This window comes from Aquimarina sp. AD10 (assembly GCF_003443715.1).
GTDB classification, from domain to species: domain Bacteria; phylum Bacteroidota; class Bacteroidia; order Flavobacteriales; family Flavobacteriaceae; genus Aquimarina; species Aquimarina aggregata.
This window is the reverse complement of the sequence record NZ_CP031965.1, coordinates 778,284-801,054: the sequence shown is the minus strand read 5'-3', so window position 1 is coordinate 801,054 and position 22,771 is coordinate 778,284. Positions and strand designations below refer to the sequence as shown.

Annotated in this window: 23 protein-coding genes; 16 read left to right on the top strand and 7 right to left on the bottom strand. The window is 32.0% G+C overall.

Annotation, left to right across the window (positions count from 1 at the left end; genetic code table 11):
* Positions 1–64: 64 nt before the first annotated feature.
* A complete protein-coding gene (locus D1816_RS03330) occupies positions 65–415 on the bottom strand; it encodes a 4Fe-4S dicluster domain-containing protein (RefSeq protein WP_066310567.1) in 351 nt (116 codons plus the stop codon).
* Positions 416–481: 66 nt separating this feature from the next.
* Here D1816_RS03330 and D1816_RS03325 point away from each other — a divergent pair, with 66 nt between their 5' ends.
* The 10 genes from D1816_RS03325 (at position 482) to D1816_RS03280 (ending at position 8,730) form a co-directional block, all read left to right on the top strand.
* Complete coding sequence (locus D1816_RS03325; RefSeq protein ID WP_118501171.1) at positions 482–1,543, top strand: acyl-CoA reductase; 1,062 nt, start codon at positions 482–484, stop codon at positions 1,541–1,543.
* A 125-nt stretch (positions 1,544–1,668) separates the two neighbouring features.
* Complete coding sequence (serC, locus tag D1816_RS03320; RefSeq protein WP_066310570.1) at positions 1,669–2,733, top strand: 3-phosphoserine/phosphohydroxythreonine transaminase; 1,065 nt, start codon at positions 1,669–1,671, stop codon at positions 2,731–2,733.
* A gap of 50 nt (positions 2,734–2,783) precedes the next feature.
* Complete coding sequence (locus D1816_RS03315) at positions 2,784–3,734, top strand: D-2-hydroxyacid dehydrogenase (RefSeq protein WP_066310572.1); 951 nt, start codon at positions 2,784–2,786, stop codon at positions 3,732–3,734.
* 182 nt (positions 3,735–3,916) lie between these two features.
* Positions 3,917–4,555, top strand: a complete 639-nt coding sequence (locus tag D1816_RS03310; RefSeq protein WP_066310575.1) for a DUF937 domain-containing protein — start codon at positions 3,917–3,919, stop codon at positions 4,553–4,555.
* Between the two features lie 72 nt (positions 4,556–4,627).
* A complete protein-coding gene (locus tag D1816_RS03305; protein WP_118501170.1) occupies positions 4,628–5,056 on the top strand; it encodes a DUF6146 family protein in 429 nt (142 codons plus the stop codon).
* A 31-nt stretch (positions 5,057–5,087) separates the two neighbouring features.
* A complete protein-coding gene (locus D1816_RS03300; RefSeq protein WP_118501169.1) occupies positions 5,088–5,609 on the top strand; it encodes a DUF6787 family protein in 522 nt (173 codons plus the stop codon).
* A 146-nt stretch (positions 5,610–5,755) separates the two neighbouring features.
* Positions 5,756–6,571, top strand: a complete 816-nt coding sequence (locus D1816_RS03295) for a hypothetical protein (protein ID WP_118501168.1) — start codon at positions 5,756–5,758, stop codon at positions 6,569–6,571.
* A 16-nt stretch (positions 6,572–6,587) separates the two neighbouring features.
* Positions 6,588–6,926, top strand: coding sequence for an AraC family transcriptional regulator (locus D1816_RS03290; RefSeq protein WP_118501167.1), 339 nt, complete (start codon positions 6,588–6,590; stop codon positions 6,924–6,926).
* 43 nt (positions 6,927–6,969) lie between these two features.
* The gene (locus D1816_RS03285) at positions 6,970–7,167 is read left to right on the top strand and encodes a hypothetical protein (protein ID WP_066310591.1); all 198 of its coding nucleotides are present in this window, start codon (positions 6,970–6,972) and stop codon (positions 7,165–7,167) included.
* Between the two features lie 312 nt (positions 7,168–7,479).
* Entirely contained in the window at positions 7,480–8,730 is a 1,251-nt protein-coding gene (locus D1816_RS03280) for a hypothetical protein (protein WP_118501166.1), read from the top strand.
* A gap of 138 nt (positions 8,731–8,868) precedes the next feature.
* Here the strand turns inward: D1816_RS03280 and D1816_RS03275 are convergent, their stop codons facing one another.
* The 3 genes from D1816_RS03275 to msrA form a co-directional block, all read right to left on the bottom strand.
* Positions 8,869–9,168, bottom strand: a complete 300-nt coding sequence (locus D1816_RS03275) for a hypothetical protein (protein WP_118506202.1) — start codon at positions 9,166–9,168, stop codon at positions 8,869–8,871.
* A 63-nt stretch (positions 9,169–9,231) separates the two neighbouring features.
* Entirely contained in the window at positions 9,232–9,828 is a 597-nt protein-coding gene (gene folE / locus D1816_RS03270; RefSeq protein WP_066310612.1) for a GTP cyclohydrolase I FolE, read from the bottom strand.
* 5 nt (positions 9,829–9,833) lie between these two features.
* Positions 9,834–10,391 (bottom strand): peptide-methionine (S)-S-oxide reductase MsrA, encoded by a 558-nt coding sequence (msrA, locus tag D1816_RS03265; protein WP_118501165.1) that lies wholly within the window; start codon positions 10,389–10,391, stop codon positions 9,834–9,836.
* A gap of 148 nt (positions 10,392–10,539) precedes the next feature.
* Here msrA and D1816_RS03260 point away from each other — a divergent pair, with 148 nt between their 5' ends.
* From D1816_RS03260 to D1816_RS03250, 3 genes are read left to right on the top strand one after another with little or no spacing between them, the layout of a single operon-like run.
* Entirely contained in the window at positions 10,540–12,975 is a 2,436-nt protein-coding gene (locus D1816_RS03260) for a DUF5916 domain-containing protein (protein WP_118501164.1), read from the top strand.
* Positions 12,976–13,031: 56 nt separating this feature from the next.
* Positions 13,032–13,694, top strand: coding sequence for an ABC transporter ATP-binding protein (locus tag D1816_RS03255; protein WP_066310620.1), 663 nt, complete (start codon positions 13,032–13,034; stop codon positions 13,692–13,694).
* A 6-nt stretch (positions 13,695–13,700) separates the two neighbouring features.
* The gene (locus D1816_RS03250) at positions 13,701–14,474 is read left to right on the top strand and encodes a TIGR02757 family protein (RefSeq protein ID WP_066310623.1); all 774 of its coding nucleotides are present in this window, start codon (positions 13,701–13,703) and stop codon (positions 14,472–14,474) included.
* Positions 14,475–14,493: 19 nt separating this feature from the next.
* Here the strand turns inward: D1816_RS03250 and D1816_RS03245 are convergent, their stop codons facing one another.
* Together D1816_RS03245 and D1816_RS03240 are read right to left on the bottom strand one after the other, a co-directional pair.
* A complete protein-coding gene (locus D1816_RS03245; protein ID WP_118501163.1) occupies positions 14,494–16,311 on the bottom strand; it encodes a cytochrome c peroxidase in 1,818 nt (605 codons plus the stop codon).
* A gap of 82 nt (positions 16,312–16,393) precedes the next feature.
* Positions 16,394–17,938: a PhoX family protein gene (locus D1816_RS03240; protein WP_233565321.1), complete on the bottom strand. Its 1,545-nt coding sequence runs from the start codon at positions 17,936–17,938 to the stop codon at positions 16,394–16,396.
* A 437-nt stretch (positions 17,939–18,375) separates the two neighbouring features.
* Between D1816_RS03240 and D1816_RS03235 the strand changes: the two genes are divergently transcribed.
* Complete coding sequence (locus tag D1816_RS03235) at positions 18,376–19,584, top strand: GAF domain-containing sensor histidine kinase (protein WP_066310629.1); 1,209 nt, start codon at positions 18,376–18,378, stop codon at positions 19,582–19,584.
* On the opposite strand, the gene D1816_RS03230 is transcribed toward D1816_RS03235, so the two are convergent.
* Positions 19,581–21,146 (bottom strand): NAD(P)/FAD-dependent oxidoreductase, encoded by a 1,566-nt coding sequence (locus tag D1816_RS03230; protein ID WP_118501162.1) that lies wholly within the window; start codon positions 21,144–21,146, stop codon positions 19,581–19,583. The genes D1816_RS03235 and D1816_RS03230 overlap by 4 nt on opposite strands.
* Before the next feature lie 229 nt (positions 21,147–21,375).
* Between D1816_RS03230 and D1816_RS03225 the strand changes: the two genes are divergently transcribed.
* Entirely contained in the window at positions 21,376–21,918 is a 543-nt protein-coding gene (locus D1816_RS03225) for a porin family protein (RefSeq protein ID WP_066310633.1), read from the top strand.
* A gap of 215 nt (positions 21,919–22,133) precedes the next feature.
* Positions 22,134–22,682 (top strand): porin family protein, encoded by a 549-nt coding sequence (locus D1816_RS03220; RefSeq protein ID WP_118501161.1) that lies wholly within the window; start codon positions 22,134–22,136, stop codon positions 22,680–22,682.
* Positions 22,683–22,771: the final 89 nt, after the last annotated feature.

Sequence of the window (22,771 nt, the reverse complement as noted above, 5' to 3'; positions counted from 1 at the left end):
TTAAAACATGCCCATAAAAAAACCCATCATACGATAGGTTTTTTATGTTCTTCAGTACAATATTTTATTCTTTATGCATAAATGCTTGCTTCTCCAGTAAAAACTCTTCAGTTTCAACAACATCTTCATCAGGTACACAACAATCAACTGGACATACAGCAGCACACTGAGGTTCCTCATGAAATCCTTTACACTCTGTACACTTATCAGGTACAATATAATAAAGCTCATCACTTACAGGTTCTTGTGCCTCGTCTGCATTTACTCCTTTACCACCAGGAAGAACAACATCTCCCTCTAAATCTGTGCCATCAGAATATCTCCAATCATCTGCCCCCTCATAAATTGCAGTATTTGGACATTCTGGTTCACATGCACCACAGTTTATACATTCGTCTGTTATTATAATTGCCATAGCTCTTTTTTATTCTAAATTTGCAACACAAAAATAACTTGTAAACTAGTGATAAACAAATAAGAAATGTTATTAAACGATCGAATCCATGCTTTTTCTGAATTAGGGAACTTCTTAAAGCAATTTAAAACTACTGGTAATGAGAAGATTAATACCGTTTTAAAGAATGATGATTTTTTTGAAGGAATGGACAATAAAATTATGTCTGCACATCATTATAATGGTTGGTTTACAGTAGAAAACGTTCTTTTTTCAATTCAACAATGGGCTGATATCCTAACAAAGGAAAAACTTCATAATTGGGTTTCAGTGTACAATTTAGAGCATAACAATCCAAAAACTATAGCCGTAATAATGGCTGGTAACATCCCTTTGGTTGGTTTTCATGACTTTATATCAGTATTACTCTCTGGACACAAAATAATAACTAAACAATCATCAAATGATGATCAATTGCTTTCTTATTTAGCTTCATATCTAGTTGCAATAGAGCCTAGATTTGCAGAGTATATCTCTTTTACCAAAGAGAGATTAACAGATTTTAATGCAGTAATAGCGACCGGAAGTAATAATACGGCGAGATATTTTGATTACTATTTTGGTAAAGTTCCAAATATTATTCGTCAAAATCGAAATTCTGTAGCAATTCTAACAGGAAAAGAAACAGAATCACAACTTACTAGTTTAGGAGAAGATATTTTTAGATACTATGGCTTGGGATGCAGAAGTGTTTCAAAATTAATGATTCCTGAAGGGTATGATTTCGATAAATTCTTTAAAGCTTTATATCCATACAATGATATTATTAATGGTGCTAAATATGCCAATAATTACGATTATAATAAAGCTGTTTACTTAATGAGTAATTATAAGCTTCTTGAAAATGGTTTTTTAATGTTAAAAGAAGATGAAAGCTACGCTTCTCCGATAGCTACATTATTTTATGAAACATATAATTCTAAAAGTGAACTAACCGAAAAATTAGAGCTAGATAAAGATAAAATACAATGTATCGTTAGTGATAATATAATAGAGAATAGTGTGAATTTTGGAGAAACACAATGTCCAAAACTTTCAGATTATGCTGATGGCATCGATATAATTAAATTTTTGTCAAAAATTAGCTAAATAATTTATCATTTTGATAATGAAATTGTATAAGATTATTAGCACCTTTGTGATGTTTTTTTAACTCACTTTAATGGGTCAAAAAATTATATAACTGGAATATTAAATAATCATAAAAACTACTGATGAAAAAGCACAATTTTAGCGCTGGACCCTGTATTTTACCACAAGAAGTATTTAAAGAAGCTTCACAAGCTGTATTAAATTATAATGACTCCGGTCTTTCCATTATTGAAATTTCACATCGTAGTAAGGATTTTGTTGATATCATGGAAGAAGCCCGAAGTCTGGCTTTAGAGTTATTGGGCCTTGAGGGTAAGGGATACAAGGCATTATTTTTACAAGGAGGTGCGAGCACACAATTTTTGATGGCTGCTTACAACTTATTGCAAACTAAAGCAGGGTATATAAATACTGGTAGCTGGAGTGACAAAGCAATTAAAGAGGCAAAACTCTTTGGAGAAGTTGCAGAAATAGCTTCTTCTAAAGATTCTAATTTTAATTACATACCAAAAGGATACGAAATTCCAACAGATTTGGATTACTTACATTGTACAAGTAACAATACAATTTTTGGAACACAGATCAAAGAATTTCCTTCGTCTAATGCTCCTCTGGTATGTGATATGAGTAGTGATATCTTTTCACGACAATTGGATTTTTCAAAATTTAGTTTAATCTATGCAGGTGCTCAGAAAAATATGGGTCCGGCAGGAACTACCTTAGTGGTTATCAAAGAAGATATACTTGGCAAGGTTGAAAGACAAATTCCTTCTATGCTTGATTATAAAGTACATTTAGGAAAAGCAAGTATGTTTAACACCCCTCCTGTTTTTGCAGTATATACATCTATGCTCACACTTAGATGGCTTAAAAAACTAGGTGGTGTTGCGGCTATTGAAGAATTGAACGAAAAGAAAGCAAAACTTATTTATTCTGAGATAGATTTAAACCCTTTATTTAAAGGATTCGCAGCTACAGAAGATCGTTCTAATATGAATGCTACTTTTACACTAGTAAACGAAGATCTAAAAGAAACATTTGATACAATGTGTAAAGAAACTGGTATAAATGGTGTTAATGGGCATCGTAGTGTTGGTGGATATAGAGCAAGTATGTATAACGCCATGACAATGGAAAGCGTTGCCGCTCTTGTAGATATCATGGGAGATTTAGAAAGAAAAGCGTAATAATATATAAAACTCTGCTTTGTTGCAGAATTGATTTAAAATAAAAACTAATGAAAGTATTAGCAAACGACGGAGTATCTCAAAGTGGTATTGACGCATTAGAAAATAAAGGTTTTGAAGTTTTAACTACAACTGTAGCTCAAGATCAGTTAGTAAACTATATCAATGAAAATGAAATTTCTGTTTTACTGGTACGTAGTGCCACTAAAGTAAGAACAGATATTATTGATAATTGCCCTTCTTTAAAGATTATTGGTCGTGGTGGTGTAGGTATGGATAATATTGATGTTGCCTATGCTAGAGAAAAAGGATTACATGTTATCAATACACCGGCAGCTTCTTCGGGATCTGTAGCCGAATTAGTTTTCGCTCACTTGTATGGTAGTGTTCGTTTTTTACATGACGCTAATCGTAACATGCCGCTAGAAGGAGATAGTAAATTTAAAAACTTAAAGAAGGCATATGCTGGCGGTACAGAATTAAGAGGTAAAACTCTTGGTGTTATTGGTATTGGTAGAATTGGGCAGGCAACAGCAAAAATTGCAATCGGTGTTGGAATGAATGTAATCGCATACGATCCATATATCGAAGAAGTTGAGATTCCTGTTGAATTTTTTGACGGACAATCACTTACTTTCAAAATTAAAACAGTTTCTAAAGAAGAAGTTCTTAAAAAAGCAGATTTCTTTACACTTCATGTTCCTGCGCAAAAGGAATATGTAATTGGAAAACCTGAAATAGAACAAATGAAAGATGGTGCTGGGATTATAAACGCTGCTCGAGGCGGTGTAGTTGATGAAGTAGCACTTGTAGATGCCTTAGAAAAAGAGAAATTAAGTTTTGCAGGACTTGATGTATTTGAAAATGAACCTAGTCCGGCAATTAAAGTGTTAATGAATACTAAAGTATCATTAACCCCACATATTGGTGCGGCAACGGGAGAAGCCCAAGATCGTATTGGTCAAGAACTAGCAGATCAAATAATTACTATTTTACAGTAATTATAAAATATAAAAATCAAAATTACCTTTTAAGGCACTATTTTCTGTTGAAAATAGTGCCTTTGTGTATTTTAACAGCAAAATAAGTATTTCATCTTGATTTTATGAAATAATACCATTCCTTTCTTTCGATCATAGTTATAAAAGTGTAAATTTAGATGTACTAATTAAAAACAACTAACATGTCTGGAATTTTAGATCTTTTAAATAGCCCAATGGGTAAGCAGATTATTAGCGGTGTAAGTTCACAAACTGGACAATCAGCCGATAAAACAGGAAATTTATTAAGTATGGCCATGCCTGTTCTAATGGGAGCTATGCAACGTAATGCTTCAACACCAGAGGGAGCTTCTGGATTATTAAATGCAATCTCAGGTAAACACTCAGGAGGAATATTAGATAATCTTGGTGGCTTATTTGAAGGAGGCGTAGATCAAAGTGTAACCGATGATGGTGCAGGAATTCTTGGGCATATTCTAGGTGGTAAACAACCAGCAGTAGAAAATGCTTTAAGTCAAAAAGCTGGAATGGATGCAGGTTCTGTAGGTCAAATTCTTAAGGTTGCGGCCCCTATTCTTATGGGAGTTCTAGGAAAACAAGCATCCCAAAATAATGTAAGCGATTCTAACGGTCTGGCAAATATTCTTGGATCATTATCCGGTGGTGGACAAGGATCTAAACAACAATCCCTTATAGAGTCTTTTCTTGATGCTGACGGAGATGGTAGCGTACTTGATGATGTTGCTGGAATGCTATTAAGTGGTAGTGGACAGAAAAAAGGAGGACTTGGAGGTCTACTAGGAGGACTTTTTGGAAAATAATACAATCCTAAATAATGGTTAAAGCCGAGGGTAATTCTTCGGCTTTTTTGTATTTTGAAATAAATTGGAATAATGAAATACCTTATTTACGCATGTATAATTGCTTTATTTATTGCTGGTTGTGCCACAACAAAGACAAAAGATATGGATACGGCTTCAATTGATACTACTTCAGATACCTTACGAATTGCCAATGATAGCCTAGAGTACGAAATTCTTATTATTGAACCCGGTTTCACTCAATGGTTAGTCACTCAACCTCCTAGAGGTTTTTATGGAGAGCGATTTTTAGAAATTAGAAACCGTCAATATGTAATTGAATTTAATCAACGTGTTTTACAACCACAAAGGTTTAATCCAAACGTATATATGCAGCAAATAAATTACGAACAAAACATAAGTTACGGCTATGAAGTAAATTATTTACTCTTTAATTACTTTCGCTTTTTTGAACAGCGATATAGACAAAGATTTATTGCAACTAGGGGCGGTCGATTTTGATTTGACTATTTTTTAATTGTATTTTTGCTGCATGCAAAAATTTAAAGATCGCTGGGAAATACAATCAGGTTGGCAGCTACTTTTTCCGTTTCTTGGGTTAACTAGTTTGCTATTTTCAGGTTACTTGATTGGCAAGTCTATATTAAAATCATTTGGATATCTTCAAACTGATACCATATACAGTATTTCTATTATTGCGTTAACCATATTTTTTGCTTCCTTATTATTAGTTATCACCCTAAAACTTTTTAAAATACTAGAAACTAGATGGGTCGTTACATATCGCTGGGAGTTAATTGCTATTTTTATGGTATTCGCGATTACAGGTTCTACAGCCGCACGAATCTCTGACCCCATAATTTCTTTTATAGGTCTTAATAAATCTACAACAACGGGTTGGTTATATTGGCCTGTTAGAGTATTGCTGATTTTTCCAATTTACCAAGTACTTTTGCTCATTGTTGGTTGGCTCTTTGGTCAATTTAAGTTTTTCTGGAATTTTGAAAAGAAAATGTTGAGTAGAATGGGATTTGCTAGATTTCTTAAAGATTAAATCCGCTAATCAATAGTGTATGTTTATTGAAGTAGGCATATTTTTAATGATCTCATAATATTTATTTTTTATCCTGTCTTATTTCCTTTAAAAATCTATCTTTTTTATAGCTTAGTACCTGTCAGTCATATATTAATTTAAAAAAGATGGAAATTGGACAGTCTGATGTATTTGCATCTGTAGCTACTGGCATTGGTACCTTTCAAGGATTTCTAATTGCAATCAACTTATTATTTTTAAGAAAAGGGTCTAAAAAAGCCAATCTGTTTTTATTTGCGTTATTATTGGCACAAAGTCTTATTATTTTTCAGAATTTCATCGTTTTTTCTGGACTATATTATCAATTTGCACATATCACGCTTCTATTTTTTTCTTTTAATGGGCTTATTGGACCATTATTTTTTTTCTACACCTTATTTTTAATTTCACCGGATAGAGGTTTGAAGTGGTATGACTTCATTCATCTTTCGTTTTTCTTTTATTTGTTATTTTTTACAGGAAATTGGGATTATATTAATCTGCCAGCATATCAAAAAATAGAAGCCATTCCATATATCTATAGCCAAGAAAACTACATCCTCAGTTTTACAATATTGATTAGCGTTTTGTTAAAAAAGTCAATTACGCTAGCTTATGTACTCATAGCATTTAGATTAATAAATACGAAAATTAAAACACTAAAAAATAGTTTATCTGATACCAATATTAATTACTTGCGTCGTTTTAAACTTATTACATACATTTTTGGATTGTGTATAATTACGCATATGGCTCTCTTTATCATTGATTACAACTATCATATCAAAATATATAAATTAGAAATATATATCCACATATTAAATTCTCTATTCTTAATTGTAATCGCTATTATAACTATTCAACAACCAGAAAGGTTATTATTTGTACTTCAGAAAAATAAGGTAACAAAGCTTAAATTTTCTAAAAAAACAAGTACATCTTGATGAATTATTAGACCTTATGCTTAATCAAAAACCATATTTAAATCCTGAACTAAAACTTCATGATTTAGCAAGTCTAATGAATGCCCCTTCTCATACCTTATCAGATCAAATTAATAAAGAATTAGGTTTAAATTTTTATGATTTTATAAATCAATATAGAGTAAATGAATTTAAAAAAAGAGTTGTTTTACCCGAATATAAAAACTTAACCCTTATAGCAATAGCTCACGATGTAGGTTTTAATAGTAAAACTTCATTTAATCGAATTTTTAAAAAACATACATCTATAACCCCAAGTGAATTTTTGACCCAAAAACAAGTGTCAACTTCTGAAATCGGGTCTAAATTAAATTAAACTTTTATTTCATTTGTTAAGTATTAACAAATAAAATAAAAAAATGAAAGAAATCTTAAACTTAAAAGGAATTGTTCATCTTTCTAGAGATGCTAAAAAAAACATTAAAGGAGCATCAGGATTAAACGGATTATTTTGTGCTGGACCAGATAAATGTTGTGCTTATTCTAACGGATCCATCCAATATTGTTATCAAGGTACTTGCAAACCAGATGGGACTTGTACATTTTTCAAAAATTGAAAAATGACCTTTAAGATTAAAAATATTCTGTCAATTTAATTTTGGGAGAATATTTTTAATCTTTATTTCTGTCAACGCTGCAATCCTTCTTATTATTTTTTTGGTAGAACTTCATTAACACATATTTTTTTATACTTAATAGAAGTAATTATTACGGGTATAAAAGATACACGTATACTTAATTCTTAAAAAGGGTACCAACTTCTAAAATTGAGCCGCAACCCAATCAATTCTTTATTTTATTTGTTTAGAATTTTCAAAACAAATCTTCGTGCACGTTGATCATTACTTTAAAACCTAAACTTTTATAAAATGAATATTAAAATCATTATTACTTCAATATTTATCATTTTTATTTTCATAGCCTGCAATAAAAACGATGATGAAACAATTCCTTCTACGGATATAGATACTATCAAATTCTCAGAAATCACTGTAAATGATATTGCAAATAATAATAACAGTAGGGATATTGGTTTTCAGTTTCAGGTTTCGAACGGGGTATCTGACATAGAAACACTTCATATTTTATTTACAAAAGAGAATCAATCTATTACAGAAACAGAAGCCGTGCAACTAACCGATGAAGCGTTGTATGAAATAAAAATCGAAGCAATAGTAAACTTAAACATAGACGAGATATTATTAGATAGTGAAGGAACTGCTATTACAGAAGGTATCAACTATACTCCTCACCTACTTATTCGTGACAATAAACAGAATACCATATTGCATACTGGTAAAACAAGCTTTCAACTTAAAAACGAAACAGTAGTCACAACACTAAAACTAAAATCTGGAACTATTAAAGCAACCGAAGATATTGCAATTGACAAAGATTTAAATTTATACGTTAATGGAGGTAGTCTTAATACATCAACTCTTTATAAAATCGATACAAATGGAAATGCCATCGAGCTATCTAATGCTATGAATTTTCCGGTTGGTTGTACTATAGGTGATGACAATGCAGTGTATGTAACTAATTTCCAAAGTACAAACATTAACAAAATTGATGCATCCGGCAATCATTCTATCTTAATTAACAATCCAATTTTAGTAGGTGGAGGTGGTATTATAATTACAAATAATGGAGACATTTACAATACGTTTTTTGCAGTACAAAAAATATTCAAAATCAAAGAAGGATCCGTCGAAGAATTTATCTCCAGTCCATTATTAAATGGACCTGTAGGCATGACCTATGATAAAGATAGAGACAATATTTATATTGCAAATTTTAAAGACGGAAAGATATTTTTAGTTGATACTGATAATACCTTAACTGAAATTGCAAAAACACCTGCTTCTATTGGTCATATGTCATATGCGAATAACCATTTACACATTACTGGATGGCAGGAACATAAAGTGTTTAGATTAGATTTAGAAGGAAATATCATTGATACTATTGGTACTGGTGAAGAAGGTCAAAATAATGGAACTGCAACTCAAGCCACCTTTAAAAACCCAAATGGAATAGAAGCAACTCCAGATGGTAAAATTGTATATATAACAGACGCAATTGGAGCCATCAGAAAAATAATAATGAAAAGAATCTAATAAAAAAATAGATCATAAAGACTGTCGTTTATGGCAGTCTTTATTTCTTGTATAATGTAATTTTAATTTTTGAAACGACACTAAAGTCTATTTTCTAAACCTATAAAATTTTATGTATTGACAAAAAAAGCAGTAGCATTAAGAAATATTGATATCAATTATTTTATCTGCTTTTTCCTTTTTTAACACATAGGTATACAACCACATTATAGTAAAAGTGGGTACGATATCAAAACCTGGTAAAGCCTCTTCTACAAATGTAAAAACACCAGCTGCTTTACCGATATTACCTTTATACATTCTTGTCATTAGCCAGCCTGATAAAGGTGCCCAGAGTACATCTCCGAACTCGCCGATGCCTGGGATTACATAAGTTACCATACCCAGTCCATCAAACAATAAGCTAAGTGCTAATTTTTTGTATTTCTTATCTGCCATATTTTTGGTTAAATTCAATTAAGATTAATATACAATAAATAAAGCAAAGAGTATTCCAAAAAATTATGTAAGATCCGATGTAATCAATCTTAAAAATTCTGTTCTAGTTTCAATTTTCTCAAACTGACCTCTAAAACCAGAAGTTGTAGTAACAGAATTCTGTTTTTGAACCCCTCTCATCATCATACACATATGTGAAGCTTCAATCACAACAGCTACCCCTTTTGGCTTTAGGGTATTATTAATACATTCTAAAATGTCGTGTGTTAATCTTTCTTGTACTTGAAGACGTCTAGCAAACACATCTACAACTCTTGGCAGTTTACTTAACCCTACAATATGTCCATCAGGTATATAAGCGATATGGGCTTTTCCAAAAAATGGTAACATATGGTGTTCACATAATGAATACAACTCAATATCTTTAACTATTACCATGTCATCGTATCCTTCTTTAAACATAGCACTTCTTAGGATTTCTGCAGGATCCTGATGATAACCCTGAGTAAGAAATTGCATTGCTTTAGCGGCACGTTCTGGTGTTTTCACGATTCCTTCTCTTGTAGTATCTTCACCCAAGTTTTCAATAATAGATTCAAACTTGTCTTTGACATCATCGGTAACCTTTATATTGTATTCTTCAAAGTTTCTATATGGCATAGTATTTATTTCTGTATTTCTTTCTTTAGTTTGGTCTTAAATTTCTCCTGTAACTTACTAAGTTTTGGGTTTATTACAAATTGGCAATAACCTTGACTACTATTTTGATTGTAATAATTTTGATGATACTCTTCGGCTGTATAAAATGGTCCTAATTCTGTTACTTGCGTAACAATTTGACTATCAAACACATTTTGATTATTTAAGGTTTCTATAACTGTGTTTGCAGTAGTTTGTTGAATTTCATTTGTATAAAAAATAGCACTACGATATTGTGTGCCTTTATCTGCTCCTTGCTGATTTAATGTAGTCGGGTCATGTGTGGTAAAAAAAATTTCAAGTAGTTCTTTAAAAGTAATAATAGCTGGATCAAATATAAGTTTTATAGCCTCTGCATGACCTGTTCTACCTGTGGTGATTTCTCTATAGGCTGGATTTTTAATATTCCCCCCTGTATAACCCGAAATAACTTCTTCTACTCCTTCAACACGTTGAAAAACTGCTTCAGTACACCAAAAACAACCTCCAGCCAAAACAGCTATTTCTTGACTTATTTTTCCCATAAGAATGTTAAAACAATTTTTCTGTTGAACGAAAATACATATATATTAAACACTTTTTGTTCTTTTTAACTTTTCATTAGTACCACATCTAACTCTACACCCATAGTTTTGCAGCGGATTAAAAAAGTAAGGTTTTTATTACAGCTTCATGAATATAAAATTACACCTCAAAACTAGTATTTTATTTTCACTGGTTTTCACAATATATTCTTTTGCACAAGAAAAGAAGAATATTAATGCTAAAAGAATAGATACTCCTCCAAAAATTGATGGGATATTAGATGATACTGTATGGCAATCTGTAGAATCGTCTGGTGACTTCAACATGTGGCAACCAGGTAATGAAGGAGAAATTTCTAAAGAACTGCAAACCGAGGTAAAAATGGTTTATGATGATAAAGCTATTTATTTTGCCGCCTATCTCCATGATAATGAACCGGATAAAGTATTACGCCAATTTAGTCAAAGGGATAATATATTTGTGCAAGCAGATTTCTTTAGTATTGCTATTAACACCTATAATGATGGTATTAATGAAACTCGTTTTTTTATCACGAGTGCCGGTACAATTGGTGATGCCAGAGCCGATCAATTTAATGAAGATTTTAGTTATAATGTAGTTTTTAATGCCCGAGTGTCTTTTGATGAAAAAGGCTGGTATGCAGAGTTTAAAATTCCATATAACGCCCTTCGTTTTCCTGAAGTTGACGTACAGGATTGGAGTATTAACTTTTATAGACGATTACAGCATCGTAATCAAACACATAGTTGGAACTTTATTGATAACAAAGTTGGACAGCGAACACAATATAATGGATTAGTAAAAGGAGTGCAGAATATTGATCCCCCTGTTAGGCTTACATTTTTTCCTTTTGTACAAGGTTTAGTATCAAACTTTGATGGAAAAACGGAAACTGATTTTAGTGCAGGTATGGATGTTAAATATGGACTTAGCGATAGTTTTACATTAGATGCAACACTTATTCCTGATTTTGGTCAGGCAGCGTTTGATGAAGTACGACTTAACCTTGGACCTTTTGAACAAACTTTTGGAGAAAATCGACAGTTTTTTACAGAGGGCACAGAATTATTTAATAAAGGAGATATCTTTTTCTCTAGAAGAGTTGGTAGTGGCCCTTCAACATCAATATCAGAAGATGATTTAAATACAAATGAAATAGCCGCAGATAATCCTGCAAAAGTAAATTTATTAAATGCTCTCAAAATATCAGGAAGAACTAAAGGTAATCTAGGAATTGGGGTTTTTAATGCGATAACCGAAAGAACTGAAGTAAATATTACCGACACAATTACTGGGGATATTCGTAAAGCTGTCGTAGAACCTTTGGCTAACTATAACATTTTGGTATTGGATCAACAATTTAATAAGAATTCATCAATATCACTTATAAATACAAGTGTTATCAGAAAAGGAAGTGAATTTCGTGATTCTAATGTATCTGGATTGGTTTGGAACCTTGCTAATAAAGCTAATTCTTATCGCTTAACAGGAAGGACTATTGTAAGTCAAATTAACTTACCTGAAGAAAATATAGGTGGGTTTGCTTCAGAACTCGATTTTGATCGTATAAAAGGTAAAATTAGATATGGTTTTGGACACGATCTGGCAGACAAAACATATGATATAAATGACCTTGGTGTTAACTTTAGAAATAATTTCAATAATTTTAGAGTGAATGCCTCATATCAAATTTTTGAACCTACAGGGAAGTTTAATCGTTTTAGAATTAATGTTTTTGCAAGACACGAACGATTGTTTGACCCTAGTATTCAAACTAGAAATCTGGTCGGTTTCGATTCATTTTTTGTTACTAGAGAAAGATTTGCATTCGGTGTTAGAGGGTCTTTAAATTCCAAAACTCAAGATTATTTTGAACCTAGATTAGAAGGACGATTTGTTACTTTTAATTCTAGTGCCGGTGGTAGAGCATTCGTATCTTCTGATTTTAGAAAAAAGTTTGCTTATGATATTAGTATCGGAACAAGACAGTGGTTTAATGATGGACAAAAAATATACAGAGTTGAAGTTTCACCTAGATATCGATTTTCTGATAATTTATTATTAATATGGCGATCAGAATACTTTAATAGACCAAATAATTTTGGGTATATCGATGATGATGGCACAGATGTATTTCTTGGACAACGAGATATTGTATCTCTTGAAAACTCTCTAAGTGCTAGTTATAATTTTGATTCTTATAAGGCCATTAATTTACGTTTCAGAAACTTTTGGAGTACTGCCGATTATGCCGATAATATATTCTATAGACTAAATACTGATGGAACAAGGTCGCAAATAGATTATGATATCTCAGAAGATAATCCAAATACCAATTTTAATATTTGGAATCTTGATTTAAGTTTTAACTGGAGATTTGCTCCAGGAAGTGAGGCCACCCTACTCTATCGTAATCAGATTTTTAACGATGATGAACAATCAACGTTAAATTACACTGAAAGTCTTGACAATCTGTTTAACCAGTCTATACGACATACATTATCTCTTAGAATCGTATATTTTCTGGATGTGAATAACTTAAAACGTTCTTCAAAGGGATAAGACTTGGGGATTCTATAGAGATTGATTACTTTCACTTCTTTAAGTTCAAGAACAAAATGATTAAAGCTAGTAATATTCATAAAAATTATGGAGAACTTCATGTCTTAAAGGGTGTTGATCTTCATATCAAGCAGGGAGAAATCGTATCTATTGTAGGTGCCTCTGGTGCAGGAAAAACTACGTTGCTACAGATTTTAGGAACGTTAGATCGTGCCAATGAAGCTAAAGAAAGTGACTTACAAATTAATGATTCTAATATAAACTCATTATCTGAAAAACAACTTTCGAAGTTTAGAAATGAACGACTTGGTTTTATCTTTCAGTTTCACCAATTGTTACCTGAATTTACGGCCTTAGAAAATGTTTGTATACCAGCTTTTATAAAAAAAACACCTAAGATTAAGGCAGAACAACGGGCAAAAGAGCTTTTAAATTTCTTAGGACTATCCCATAGATACGATCATAAACCAAGTGAGCTATCTGGTGGTGAACAACAACGTGTAGCGGTTGCTCGCGCTTTAATAAATAACCCAAAAGTAATATTTGCTGACGAACCTTCTGGAAATTTAGATAGTGAAGCTGCAGAAAATTTACATCAATTATTTTTTAGATTAAGAGATGAGTTTGGACAGACATTTGTGATTGTAACTCACAATAAAGAGTTAGCAGACATGGCCGATAGAAAGCTTGAGATGGTTGATGGAAAGATAATTAACTAATTTAGAGTGAAGAAACTTAATCGCAAAGAACTTAAAGAATTTCTAGATGAAAAAGCTGCTTTTTATGAGCAACCCAAATTTATAGAATCTGATCCTGTTCAGATTCCGCATTTATTTTCAATAAAAGAAGATATCGAAATTTCTGGTTTTTTAACTGCTACCATTTCTTGGGGCAATCGAAAAAGTATATTAACTAATGCTCATAAACTCATTAAACTGCTCGGTAACAGTCCTTATGACTATATCATGAATCATAAAGAAACAGACCTTGAAAACCTAGAAGGTTTTGTACATAGAACTTTTAACAGTATTGATTTGTCTTATTTCATTGTAGGATTAAAAGAGTTGTATACCAAATATGGTGATATGGAGTCCTTTTTTAATCAATTTAATACAGAAAAAGATCTTCAGAACGCTATTCATTGTTTTAAACAAGAGTTTTTCTCTCTACCCCATCAAGTACGAACAGAAAAACATGTTAGCGATCCACATAAAAATTCTGCGGCAAAACGTATTAATATGTTTCTAAGATGGATGATTCGAGATGCAAGTGCAGGTGTAGATTTAGGTATTTGGAAAACCCTAACACCTGCTCAATTATCTTGCCCGCTTGATGTACATTCTGGTAATGTCGCCCGTAAACTGGGTTTACTTAAACGAAAACAAAACGATGGAAAAGCTCTAGCAGAATTAGACAAAAATCTCAGAAAATTAGACCCAATAGACCCTGTAAAGTATGATTATGCTTTATTTGGATTAGGTGTTTTTGAAAAGTTTTAGACATTAACCTTTCTTCAAACTAATATGTTTCTGAGATACCATCAGAAAGTGTCTTTACATAGGCTACTAAAGCGTTTAATTCTTGATCTGTAAGTTTTAACTCATCAAAAGGTAATGTTTGATGTTCTAGATCAAATCCCATTCCACCACCACCTCCAAGATTATAAAATTCCATAACCTGTTCTAAAGTGGTATATACTCCATTATGCATATAAGGCGCTGTTAGTGCTGCATTTCGCACGGTTGGGGTCTTAAACATTCCTCTGTGCAGTTCTTCTTTAAATTTCCAATAAAATCCTAGATCATCATCTAATTCTTTATTATCAGCTTTATTAGGCACTCCAATAACTTCTTTTTCAGTTTCTGTAAAAAAAGGAGGAACAGTTCCATTAGTTAAGGGTACAAAATGACAAGTAGCACACAGTGCTTTACCCATAAATAAATTAAAGCCTTGTTTTTCTTCTGCTGTAAACGTATTTTCTTCTCCTCGCATGTTTTTATCAAACTTAGAGTTAAAACCATTTAATGTTGATATATACGAAGAAATTGCTTTTATCACATCTGTATTTCTATTGGATATCGTGCCATAAGCATCTTTAAACAATCGAACATAAGTGGTGTCTTGTAAAATTGCATCAGAAAATTGATGTACACCAGCATCAAACTCTTTATCATTAGTAAATACAGATGAAATCTGATCTAATATGGTTGGAGATCTGCCGTCCCAAAAGAAACTTTTTTGAAATACTGTATTTATTAAGGTCGGCGTATTTCTAACTAATTTATTTCCACTATTATCTAGATTTACTACTAGTCCGTCTGCATATGCTTTTTCGGGAATATGACAAGTAGCACAAGCCATCTCACCTTTTTTAGAAAGATTTTTATCAAAGAATAACTTTTTACCAAGTTCAATTCTTTTTTCGGAAGGGTTGCGATTTGTTGCAGGTGTAAAATAAGTAACATTAAAAGAATCTGTTTCAAAAAATGTTGGAGCATCAAAATTAAAAGGAAATGTATTTACTCCTTCCCATAGTTCGCTTTCTTTTCTTATAGAAACCCAATTACGCGTTACAGGATTCATATAATCCCTAATAAAGGTATATCTGTCAAAACTTTCAAAATCTGTATTTCTTTGAATAAATTGTATTGCTGATGCTATACTAGTTTTAAACTTTTGATCTAAATCTGGGTTTTTCTTTTTAATTAAAAAGGCAATACTTTCTTGATATACATGCTCAAGACTCTCAAGTGAAACTATCGTTTCATTAATTCCTAAATGACTAACAGGGGTATCAAAACCGGATATACCTAGACTAATAATCCTAAATAATTGTTGATGAGTTGCTACAAAAAAACGTTGTGGGTTTAATTCTCTTTTTTTAATCCCTTTTTGAAGGTTTATTAATAAACCTTTAGTAATAGTTACTTCTCTTTCAAATTCTTCCTTACTAACCTCTCCTTCGTAGATACTCTCTTCTATTTTTTGAAAACCAACAGGTTTTAAAATTTTTCCATTATCTTCTTTATATACGGGTAATGCAGGACCATTGGCTCTATGTCCAACAGCAGGATTAAGATAAGATGCATAGGGTTCTGCTTTTTTAAATGCTATCCTTGCTTGAATAAAGATTTCTTTTGCTTGATCTCCATCTACGCCATGACTTAAAAGTTCATCTAAATGTGTTATTGATTTTGTGATATTTTGCAAATAAAAATCCTGTGTTGACTTCCAATCCAGACTCGTTTTTTCAATATATTTTTCTTCTTTTTTACAAGAAAACATACATATACAAAAACTACCTATAACTAATATTAGTTTTGATATTTTAAACATTTTGGTACTACATTTTTATAAATAAAAGAATCTCCATTTAAAAAAATGGAGATCTTTTGAAGTATGACTAATTCAAAAAAAATTATCTAGGAAGCCCCTTTAAAATTACAATTTGAGACGCTTGATCATCTTCTCTTGCACTATTAGTATGACCATCTAAATTCATAAAATCTGGACTTTCCCAATAGTGAGGTTGTACTGCCAATAAGAAAGTTCCTGGAACACCAACTTTATCAGAAACATCTATTAATGATCCAAATTCTCCGCTAAATCCAGTACTATTATTAGGATCTAAATCCTGACGTACGACTAATTCTAATACAGTACTTGGGTTATTACCATTAATATCTGTTTGATAAATCTGAGCTGCATGACCTCTATCAAAAGAGTTTGGGTCTTCTTGAACATATATAAAATTCTCTGTAACACAAATGTTATCCGGGCTTTGCAATGCTGCCAAATTACCATCCATGTTATTAGTATCAGTATTTCCACTGATGATTTGAGTAAGCTTACCTGTTAATGGAGAAGCTGCGTCTAATTCTAATTTGTAAACAGTACCCCAGTCATTATAAGTTCCTCTACCTGGACCTCTACCAGTTACAGCAAAAAATACATTTCTACCATTTGCGTCACTCCCTTTTTGGTAGTCTACATCTTCTACTCTCATAAACTGAGATGCAAAAACACCTGTACAAGCAGTTTCCATCTCATCTTTTGTTAAATCTTTTCCATTAGGAATCTCTACAAATTCAACATCATAGGTACTACCAAAGTCAAGTTGTCCTTCATTATATATAGTATTTGCAGCTACGTTTTGCACTCCACCGGCTCCATCAGAAAATTGTTTCAATCTTAATACATATATTTTTCCGTTGTCTAAGTCTGCATCTCCGTTTTCAGAATAATACAAAGTAACTTGCCCTTCTGATCCACTTGAATCATCATCTCCGCCTATAATAACTGTTTTTCCTGCATATGAGTTTTGCGGAAGAGGAACTGCATTTTCCCATGAAAATTCTCCAAGAGCATCTAATCCGAAATCTGCTGTTGGTGTAGGAGTTACAATAAATGGGTCAATTCCTTTTACATCATAATTAATACTTTCTGAAGCTGATAAAAATATATCTTTAGTTCCCCCATGAATATCTTTTTCCCACATCGTTCCAGAACATTGTCTTGCAAAATCAGATACTCCAGAGTTTAATAAATAATCTCCTGATGTTGGAATTAAATTTTCATCTAGATTAATTCTTGCAACTGCATAACTATCCTCACAGTTTACTACATATACATAACCACCATTTTCATTTTTCAAAAAACCAGCTCCATCTGCAGAACCAGCTAATTGAAAACTACCATCAATTACATCCGGTGTACTTATTAATGAATATGCTTCTACAAAATTAAACTGAGGCGCTAATGCTACTAATGGTTTTGTTGCCGATTTATCAGCAAACATTGTTGGTTCAGGTTCGAAATCTTCTCCATCTACTCCATCTACTCCATCAACCCCATCTCTACCATCTACTCCATCTCTACCATCTTCTGGGTCACAAGCCATAAAAAATACCCCAATCATGGATACCATAAATATTTTAAAAATCGTTTTGTGTGAAATTTTCATTTTCTGAAATTTAATGTGTTATTACTTTTTCGTAAAAGTATCTTTCACACTCAGAAACATTGTTAATTGATAATTTTGATTACGTTATCCTAAACTTAACTTAAGGTTAAATGTTTACCTAATCGTTAATAATTAGAATGATTATGAATTACGGGTTTTACACACTCAACTGATAGTTTATCTATTAAAAGAGTAATAAAAAGTCTATTTCATACGATTCGTTTAAAATATTCGTTCTATACAAACGCAAACTCATATTTAAAATGAAATAATACAATTTATGCCTAAACCAAGGTATACCTTGGATTGCTTATTTGTATTTTTTACGGTTAACACACAAAATTAATACGTAATGTTAATTAATTGGTAATATGTAACTTATTTTTGTTAATTTTATTAAGAATTGTATTACAAAAAAACAGTTCTCTGGATTTAGAATGATATCAGCAACTATACCTATAAATGAAGAATTTAGGCTTGAAGCTTTAAGGTCTTTAAATATTCTTGATACTCCATCAGAAAAAGAATTTGATGAGATTACAAGTCTTGCTGCATTTTTGTGTGATACAGAGATTGCATTAATTTCTCTAGTAGATAGCGATCGACAATGGTTTAAATCTAAACATGGTTTAGATGTTTGCGAAACTCCCAGAGATGTTTCTTTTTGCGCGCACGCCATTCTTGATCCCGAAAATCCCTTAATAGTAGAAGATGCTCGTAAAGATGATCGTTTTAAGAACAATCCGTTGACTACGGTTGAGAAACTAGTGATCTTCTATGCAGGTATTCCTTTAGTTGATAAAAATGGTTTTGCTCTTGGTACCTTATGTGTTATTGATAGTAAACCTAAAACATTATCTAAAAAACAATTAGAATCGTTAAAATCCTTGGCTAATCAAGTAGTCATGCTTTTTGAACTAAATAAAAAGAATACTGATTTAGAAAAAGTACAATCTAAACTTAAAAAAAGAAATGATTCTTTAAGAGAATTTGCTAGAGTAATATCTCATGATTTAAAAATGCCCTTGGCAAATATCATTACAACTACAGACTTGCTAAAACTTATCCTTAATGGTAAGCTAGATGAAGAAAGTTCTGAGTATTTTGACTATATAAAAACTTCTTCGTTCTCTATGAGTAGTTACATTAGTGATGTACTTGATCATTATGAGAGTGATAGCTTATTACAAAACAAACCCGAAAAGTTCGATTTGAATGAGCTTTTACAAGAAATTGTAGATCTTTTAAGTATTAAACCAGATTTCACTATTAATTTTCCAACTGCCAATACTATAATTGAATCTAACAAATTGGTACTGAAACAAGTGTTTTTTAACCTAATCGCTAATAGTATTAAGTATAATGATAAAGAACAAATAGAAATATCTATTGACGCCAATGAAGATGAAAATTTCTATTTTTTTAGAATTACCGATAACGGAATGGGTATTCCAAATGATAAGTTAGATACTATTTTTGATTTGTTTACCACCGCTAATACTACGGATAGAAGTGGTAATAAAGGTAATGGTATAGGATTATCTACTGTTAAAAAACTTGTAGGTAAGCTTGGAGGTTCAATCAAAGTAACCTCTACAGAAAAAGTTCAAACTACCTTTGATTTCTATATTAAAAAATATAATTAATTCTTTTTTTCGATAGATCTAACACAAGCTATAGCACATTTCTCACCATCAATAGCCGCAGAAATAATACCACCAGCATACCCTGCACCTTCTCCGCACGGATACAACCCCTTTATTTGAGTATGTTCTAATGTTTGCCAATCCCGAGGAATTCGTATTGGTGAAGATGTTCTAGATTCTGGAGCATGCACCACAGCTTCATTGGTCAAATACCCTTTCATACTATCTCCAAAAGCCTTAAACCCTTCTTTTAATGTACTATGTATAAATTTAGGAAAGACCATACCCATATCTGCAGATGTTAACCCAGGTGCATACGAGGTTTCTGGAAGGTCTGAAGAAACTCTTCCTTCTACTAAATCTATTAAGCGTTGCGCAGGAACACGTTGTGTTTCTCCTCCAACACTCCATGCTTTTTGTTCTATACTTTTTTGAAAATACATTCCCGCTAGAGGTCCGTATTTAGAAAAAGGTTTAAAATCTTCTTCTCGTAACTCAACCACAATACCACTGTTAGAAGTTGGTTGATCTCTCTTTGAAGGAGACCAGCCATTGGTAACAACTTCACCAGGACTTGTAGCACAAGCAGCAATTACGCCCCCAGGGCACATACAAAAAGAATACATTCCTCTACCATCTACTTGCTTTACAATACTGTAAGGAGAAGGAGGTAAATATGGACCTCTATCTTCGCATTTATATTGTATTTGATCAATCAGTTTTTGAGAATGCTCTACTCTAACACCTAATGCAAAAGGTTTTGCCTCAATCTCTATATTTTTATGATATAAGAGTTCAAAAATATCTCTTGCAGAGTGACCAGTAGCCAATATGACCCTATTTGTGGCTATTTTGTCTCCATTTAACAATGTTACACCATGTATCTTAGAGCTTTTTATTTCAAAATCAGTAACTCGGGTCTCAAAATGTATTTCTCCTCCTTGCGCTATTATTTTTTCACGAATGGCGGCAATAATATTTGGCAATTTATTTGTTCCGATATGAGGATGCGCTTCTACTAATATTTGATCTGTAGCCCCAAAACCCACTAAAAGTTTCAGTATACGTTGTACATCACCCCTCTTTTTTGATCTTGTATATAATTTTCCATCACTGTACGTTCCCGCTCCTCCTTCTCCAAAACAATAGTTAGAATCTTCGTTTACAACATGGTCTTGATTAATAGCTTTTAAATCCCTACGTCTATTTCTAACATCCTTACCTCGTTCTATAACGATAGGTTTATAACCTAATTCGACGCACTGTAATGCAGAAAACAAACCTGCTGGACCTGCGCCTATAATCACTATTTCTGGTGCATTAGACACATCTGGGTAATCTGGTAACTCTATTGGGCGATAAATATATTCTTCTTGAACATATACATTTAGCTTCAAATTAACCTTAATATTGCGCTGTCTTGCATCAATAGAACGCTTGACAATTTTAATATGTTTAATATCATCTATTGGAATCCCATTCTTACGTGCTACATCATTTTTTAATTGTTCAGGGTTTGCTGCAATTTCTGGAGAAACTTGTATGGTAAATTCGTGTTGCATGCACTCGAGTATTTATTTCCAATTTTCGAGCGAAGATACAATATTCTTTACTTCAAAAATTCATATATTTTATTTGAAAATCAATATTATCACCTCTAACTTTCACCAATCGCATTAAGGACAAACAACCAAAATACATCGACAAAGGAACCAATTCTTTTGATGTTTAACCTTTTTTTAAGATATTACTTCCTATCTTTGAACTTAAACAAACCTTAAATTTACAATTATGAAAAAGCTATTTTTATTAGCAATTGCCGTAATCGGTTTTACTTTTAGCTCACAAGCTCAAGACATTAAATTTGGTTTCAAAGGTGGGATCAATTTAGCAACCATTAATGGAGATGATGTAGCTGATCAAATAGATGGAAGAACGGGATATCATATTGGTGCTGTACTTCAATTAAGTATTTTAGAGACATTTGCTATTCAACCAGAACTTTTATACTCTGCTCAAGGTACTGATGATACTGATATTGATTACATTAATATCCCTGTTTTAGCAAAACTTAAATTTGCGAAATTTTTTAGTGTAGAAGCAGGTCCGCAATTTGGGTTTGTCGTAAATGATGGATTTGAGGATATTCCAGGATCAGTAGAAGCTGGTGTTGAAGCGAAAAGCTTTGATTTAAGTGCTGCTATCGGTGCTGGTGTTGAATTTGGAGGATTCTTTGGTCAACTTAGATATAACTACGGTTTTACTGATGTTGTGGATGACTTTGATGGTAGAAACTCTAATTTTCAAGTATCTGTTGGATATTATATTTTCTAATAATACTATTTATATTATATAAAGAGGAAGTAAAACTTCCTCTTTTTTTATGCTTAAAAGTTAAATAACATTCGTTTTAATTCGAAAATTATAATAATAAATCAAACATATACTCGAGTATTTTTGATAGCGTAAAAATCATTATAGTAATGGTATAGTTTTGGCTACTCCAGCTATTATAACTTACAGAATCAAACAAATCTAAATTTACAATTATGAAAAGGGTATTTTTATTAACACTTGCTATAATCAGTTTTACTTTTAACTCCCAAGCCCAAGACATTAAATTCGGTTTCAAAGGCGGCATAAATTTAGCTACCATTAATGGTAATGATGTAGGTGATCAAATAGATGGAAGAACAGGGTTTCATTTGGGTACCGTACTTCAATTGAGTATACTAGAAACCTTTGTTATTCAACCTGAACTTTTGTACTCTGCACAAGGAACTGACGATATCGATCTTGATTATATCAATATTCCAGTTTTGGCAAAGCTTAAATTTGCTAAGTTTTTTAGCGTCGAAACAGGTCCTCAATTTGGTTTTATTGTTAATGATGGTTTTAAAAATGCTACTGAAGGTTTACAAGATGTATCTTTTTTAGAGGCAGAAACTTTTGATTTTGGGTTTGCCTTTGGTGGAAGTGTTGAGTATAATGACTTTTTTATGCAAGCTCGGTATAACCTTGGTTTAACAGAAATAATAAACGGTAGAGATGGAAAAAATTCTAATTTCCAAATATCCGTAGGATTCTATATATTCTAATGTTAAAGTATAAATATATAAAGAGGAAGTTATGCTTCCTCTTTATATATGATCAAAAGTTATTCTATTTTTTATTGTATTAAAATAGA

What these genes read in the sequence shown, in the direction of transcription:
- D1816_RS03275 (WP_118506202.1), bottom strand. Translation starts at nt 9,168, where the DNA reads ATGGCAGATAAGAAATACAAAAAATTAGCACTTAGCTTATTGTTTGAT.
- serC (WP_066310570.1), top strand. Translation starts at nt 1,669, where the DNA reads ATGAAAAAGCACAATTTTAGCGCTGGACCCTGTATTTTACCACAAGAA.
- D1816_RS03280 (WP_118501166.1), top strand. Translation starts at nt 7,480, where the DNA reads ATGAATATTAAAATCATTATTACTTCAATATTTATCATTTTTATTTTC.
- msrA (WP_118501165.1), bottom strand. Translation starts at nt 10,391, where the DNA reads ATGGGAAAAATAAGTCAAGAAATAGCTGTTTTGGCTGGAGGTTGTTTT.
- D1816_RS03295 (WP_118501168.1), top strand. Translation starts at nt 5,756, where the DNA reads ATGGAAATTGGACAGTCTGATGTATTTGCATCTGTAGCTACTGGCATT.
- D1816_RS03230 (WP_118501162.1), bottom strand. Translation starts at nt 21,146, where the DNA reads ATGCAACACGAATTTACCATACAAGTTTCTCCAGAAATTGCAGCAAAC.
- D1816_RS03225 (WP_066310633.1), top strand. Translation starts at nt 21,376, where the DNA reads ATGAAAAAGCTATTTTTATTAGCAATTGCCGTAATCGGTTTTACTTTT.
- D1816_RS03245 (WP_118501163.1), bottom strand. Translation starts at nt 16,311, where the DNA reads ATGTTTAAAATATCAAAACTAATATTAGTTATAGGTAGTTTTTGTATA.
- D1816_RS03220 (WP_118501161.1), top strand. Translation starts at nt 22,134, where the DNA reads ATGAAAAGGGTATTTTTATTAACACTTGCTATAATCAGTTTTACTTTT.
- D1816_RS03285 (WP_066310591.1), top strand. Translation starts at nt 6,970, where the DNA reads ATGAAAGAAATCTTAAACTTAAAAGGAATTGTTCATCTTTCTAGAGAT.
- D1816_RS03300 (WP_118501169.1), top strand. Translation starts at nt 5,088, where the DNA reads ATGCAAAAATTTAAAGATCGCTGGGAAATACAATCAGGTTGGCAGCTA.
- D1816_RS03305 (WP_118501170.1), top strand. Translation starts at nt 4,628, where the DNA reads ATGAAATACCTTATTTACGCATGTATAATTGCTTTATTTATTGCTGGT.
- D1816_RS03240 (WP_233565321.1), bottom strand. Translation starts at nt 17,938, where the DNA reads ATGAAAATTTCACACAAAACGATTTTTAAAATATTTATGGTATCCATG.
- D1816_RS03290 (WP_118501167.1), top strand. Translation starts at nt 6,588, where the DNA reads ATGCTTAATCAAAAACCATATTTAAATCCTGAACTAAAACTTCATGAT.
- D1816_RS03235 (WP_066310629.1), top strand. Translation starts at nt 18,376, where the DNA reads ATGATATCAGCAACTATACCTATAAATGAAGAATTTAGGCTTGAAGCT.
- D1816_RS03325 (WP_118501171.1), top strand. Translation starts at nt 482, where the DNA reads ATGTTATTAAACGATCGAATCCATGCTTTTTCTGAATTAGGGAACTTC.
- folE (WP_066310612.1), bottom strand. Translation starts at nt 9,828, where the DNA reads ATGCCATATAGAAACTTTGAAGAATACAATATAAAGGTTACCGATGAT.
- D1816_RS03330 (WP_066310567.1), bottom strand. Translation starts at nt 415, where the DNA reads ATGGCAATTATAATAACAGACGAATGTATAAACTGTGGTGCATGTGAA.
- D1816_RS03310 (WP_066310575.1), top strand. Translation starts at nt 3,917, where the DNA reads ATGTCTGGAATTTTAGATCTTTTAAATAGCCCAATGGGTAAGCAGATT.
- D1816_RS03260 (WP_118501164.1), top strand. Translation starts at nt 10,540, where the DNA reads ATGAATATAAAATTACACCTCAAAACTAGTATTTTATTTTCACTGGTT.
- D1816_RS03255 (WP_066310620.1), top strand. Translation starts at nt 13,032, where the DNA reads ATGATTAAAGCTAGTAATATTCATAAAAATTATGGAGAACTTCATGTC.
- D1816_RS03315 (WP_066310572.1), top strand. Translation starts at nt 2,784, where the DNA reads ATGAAAGTATTAGCAAACGACGGAGTATCTCAAAGTGGTATTGACGCA.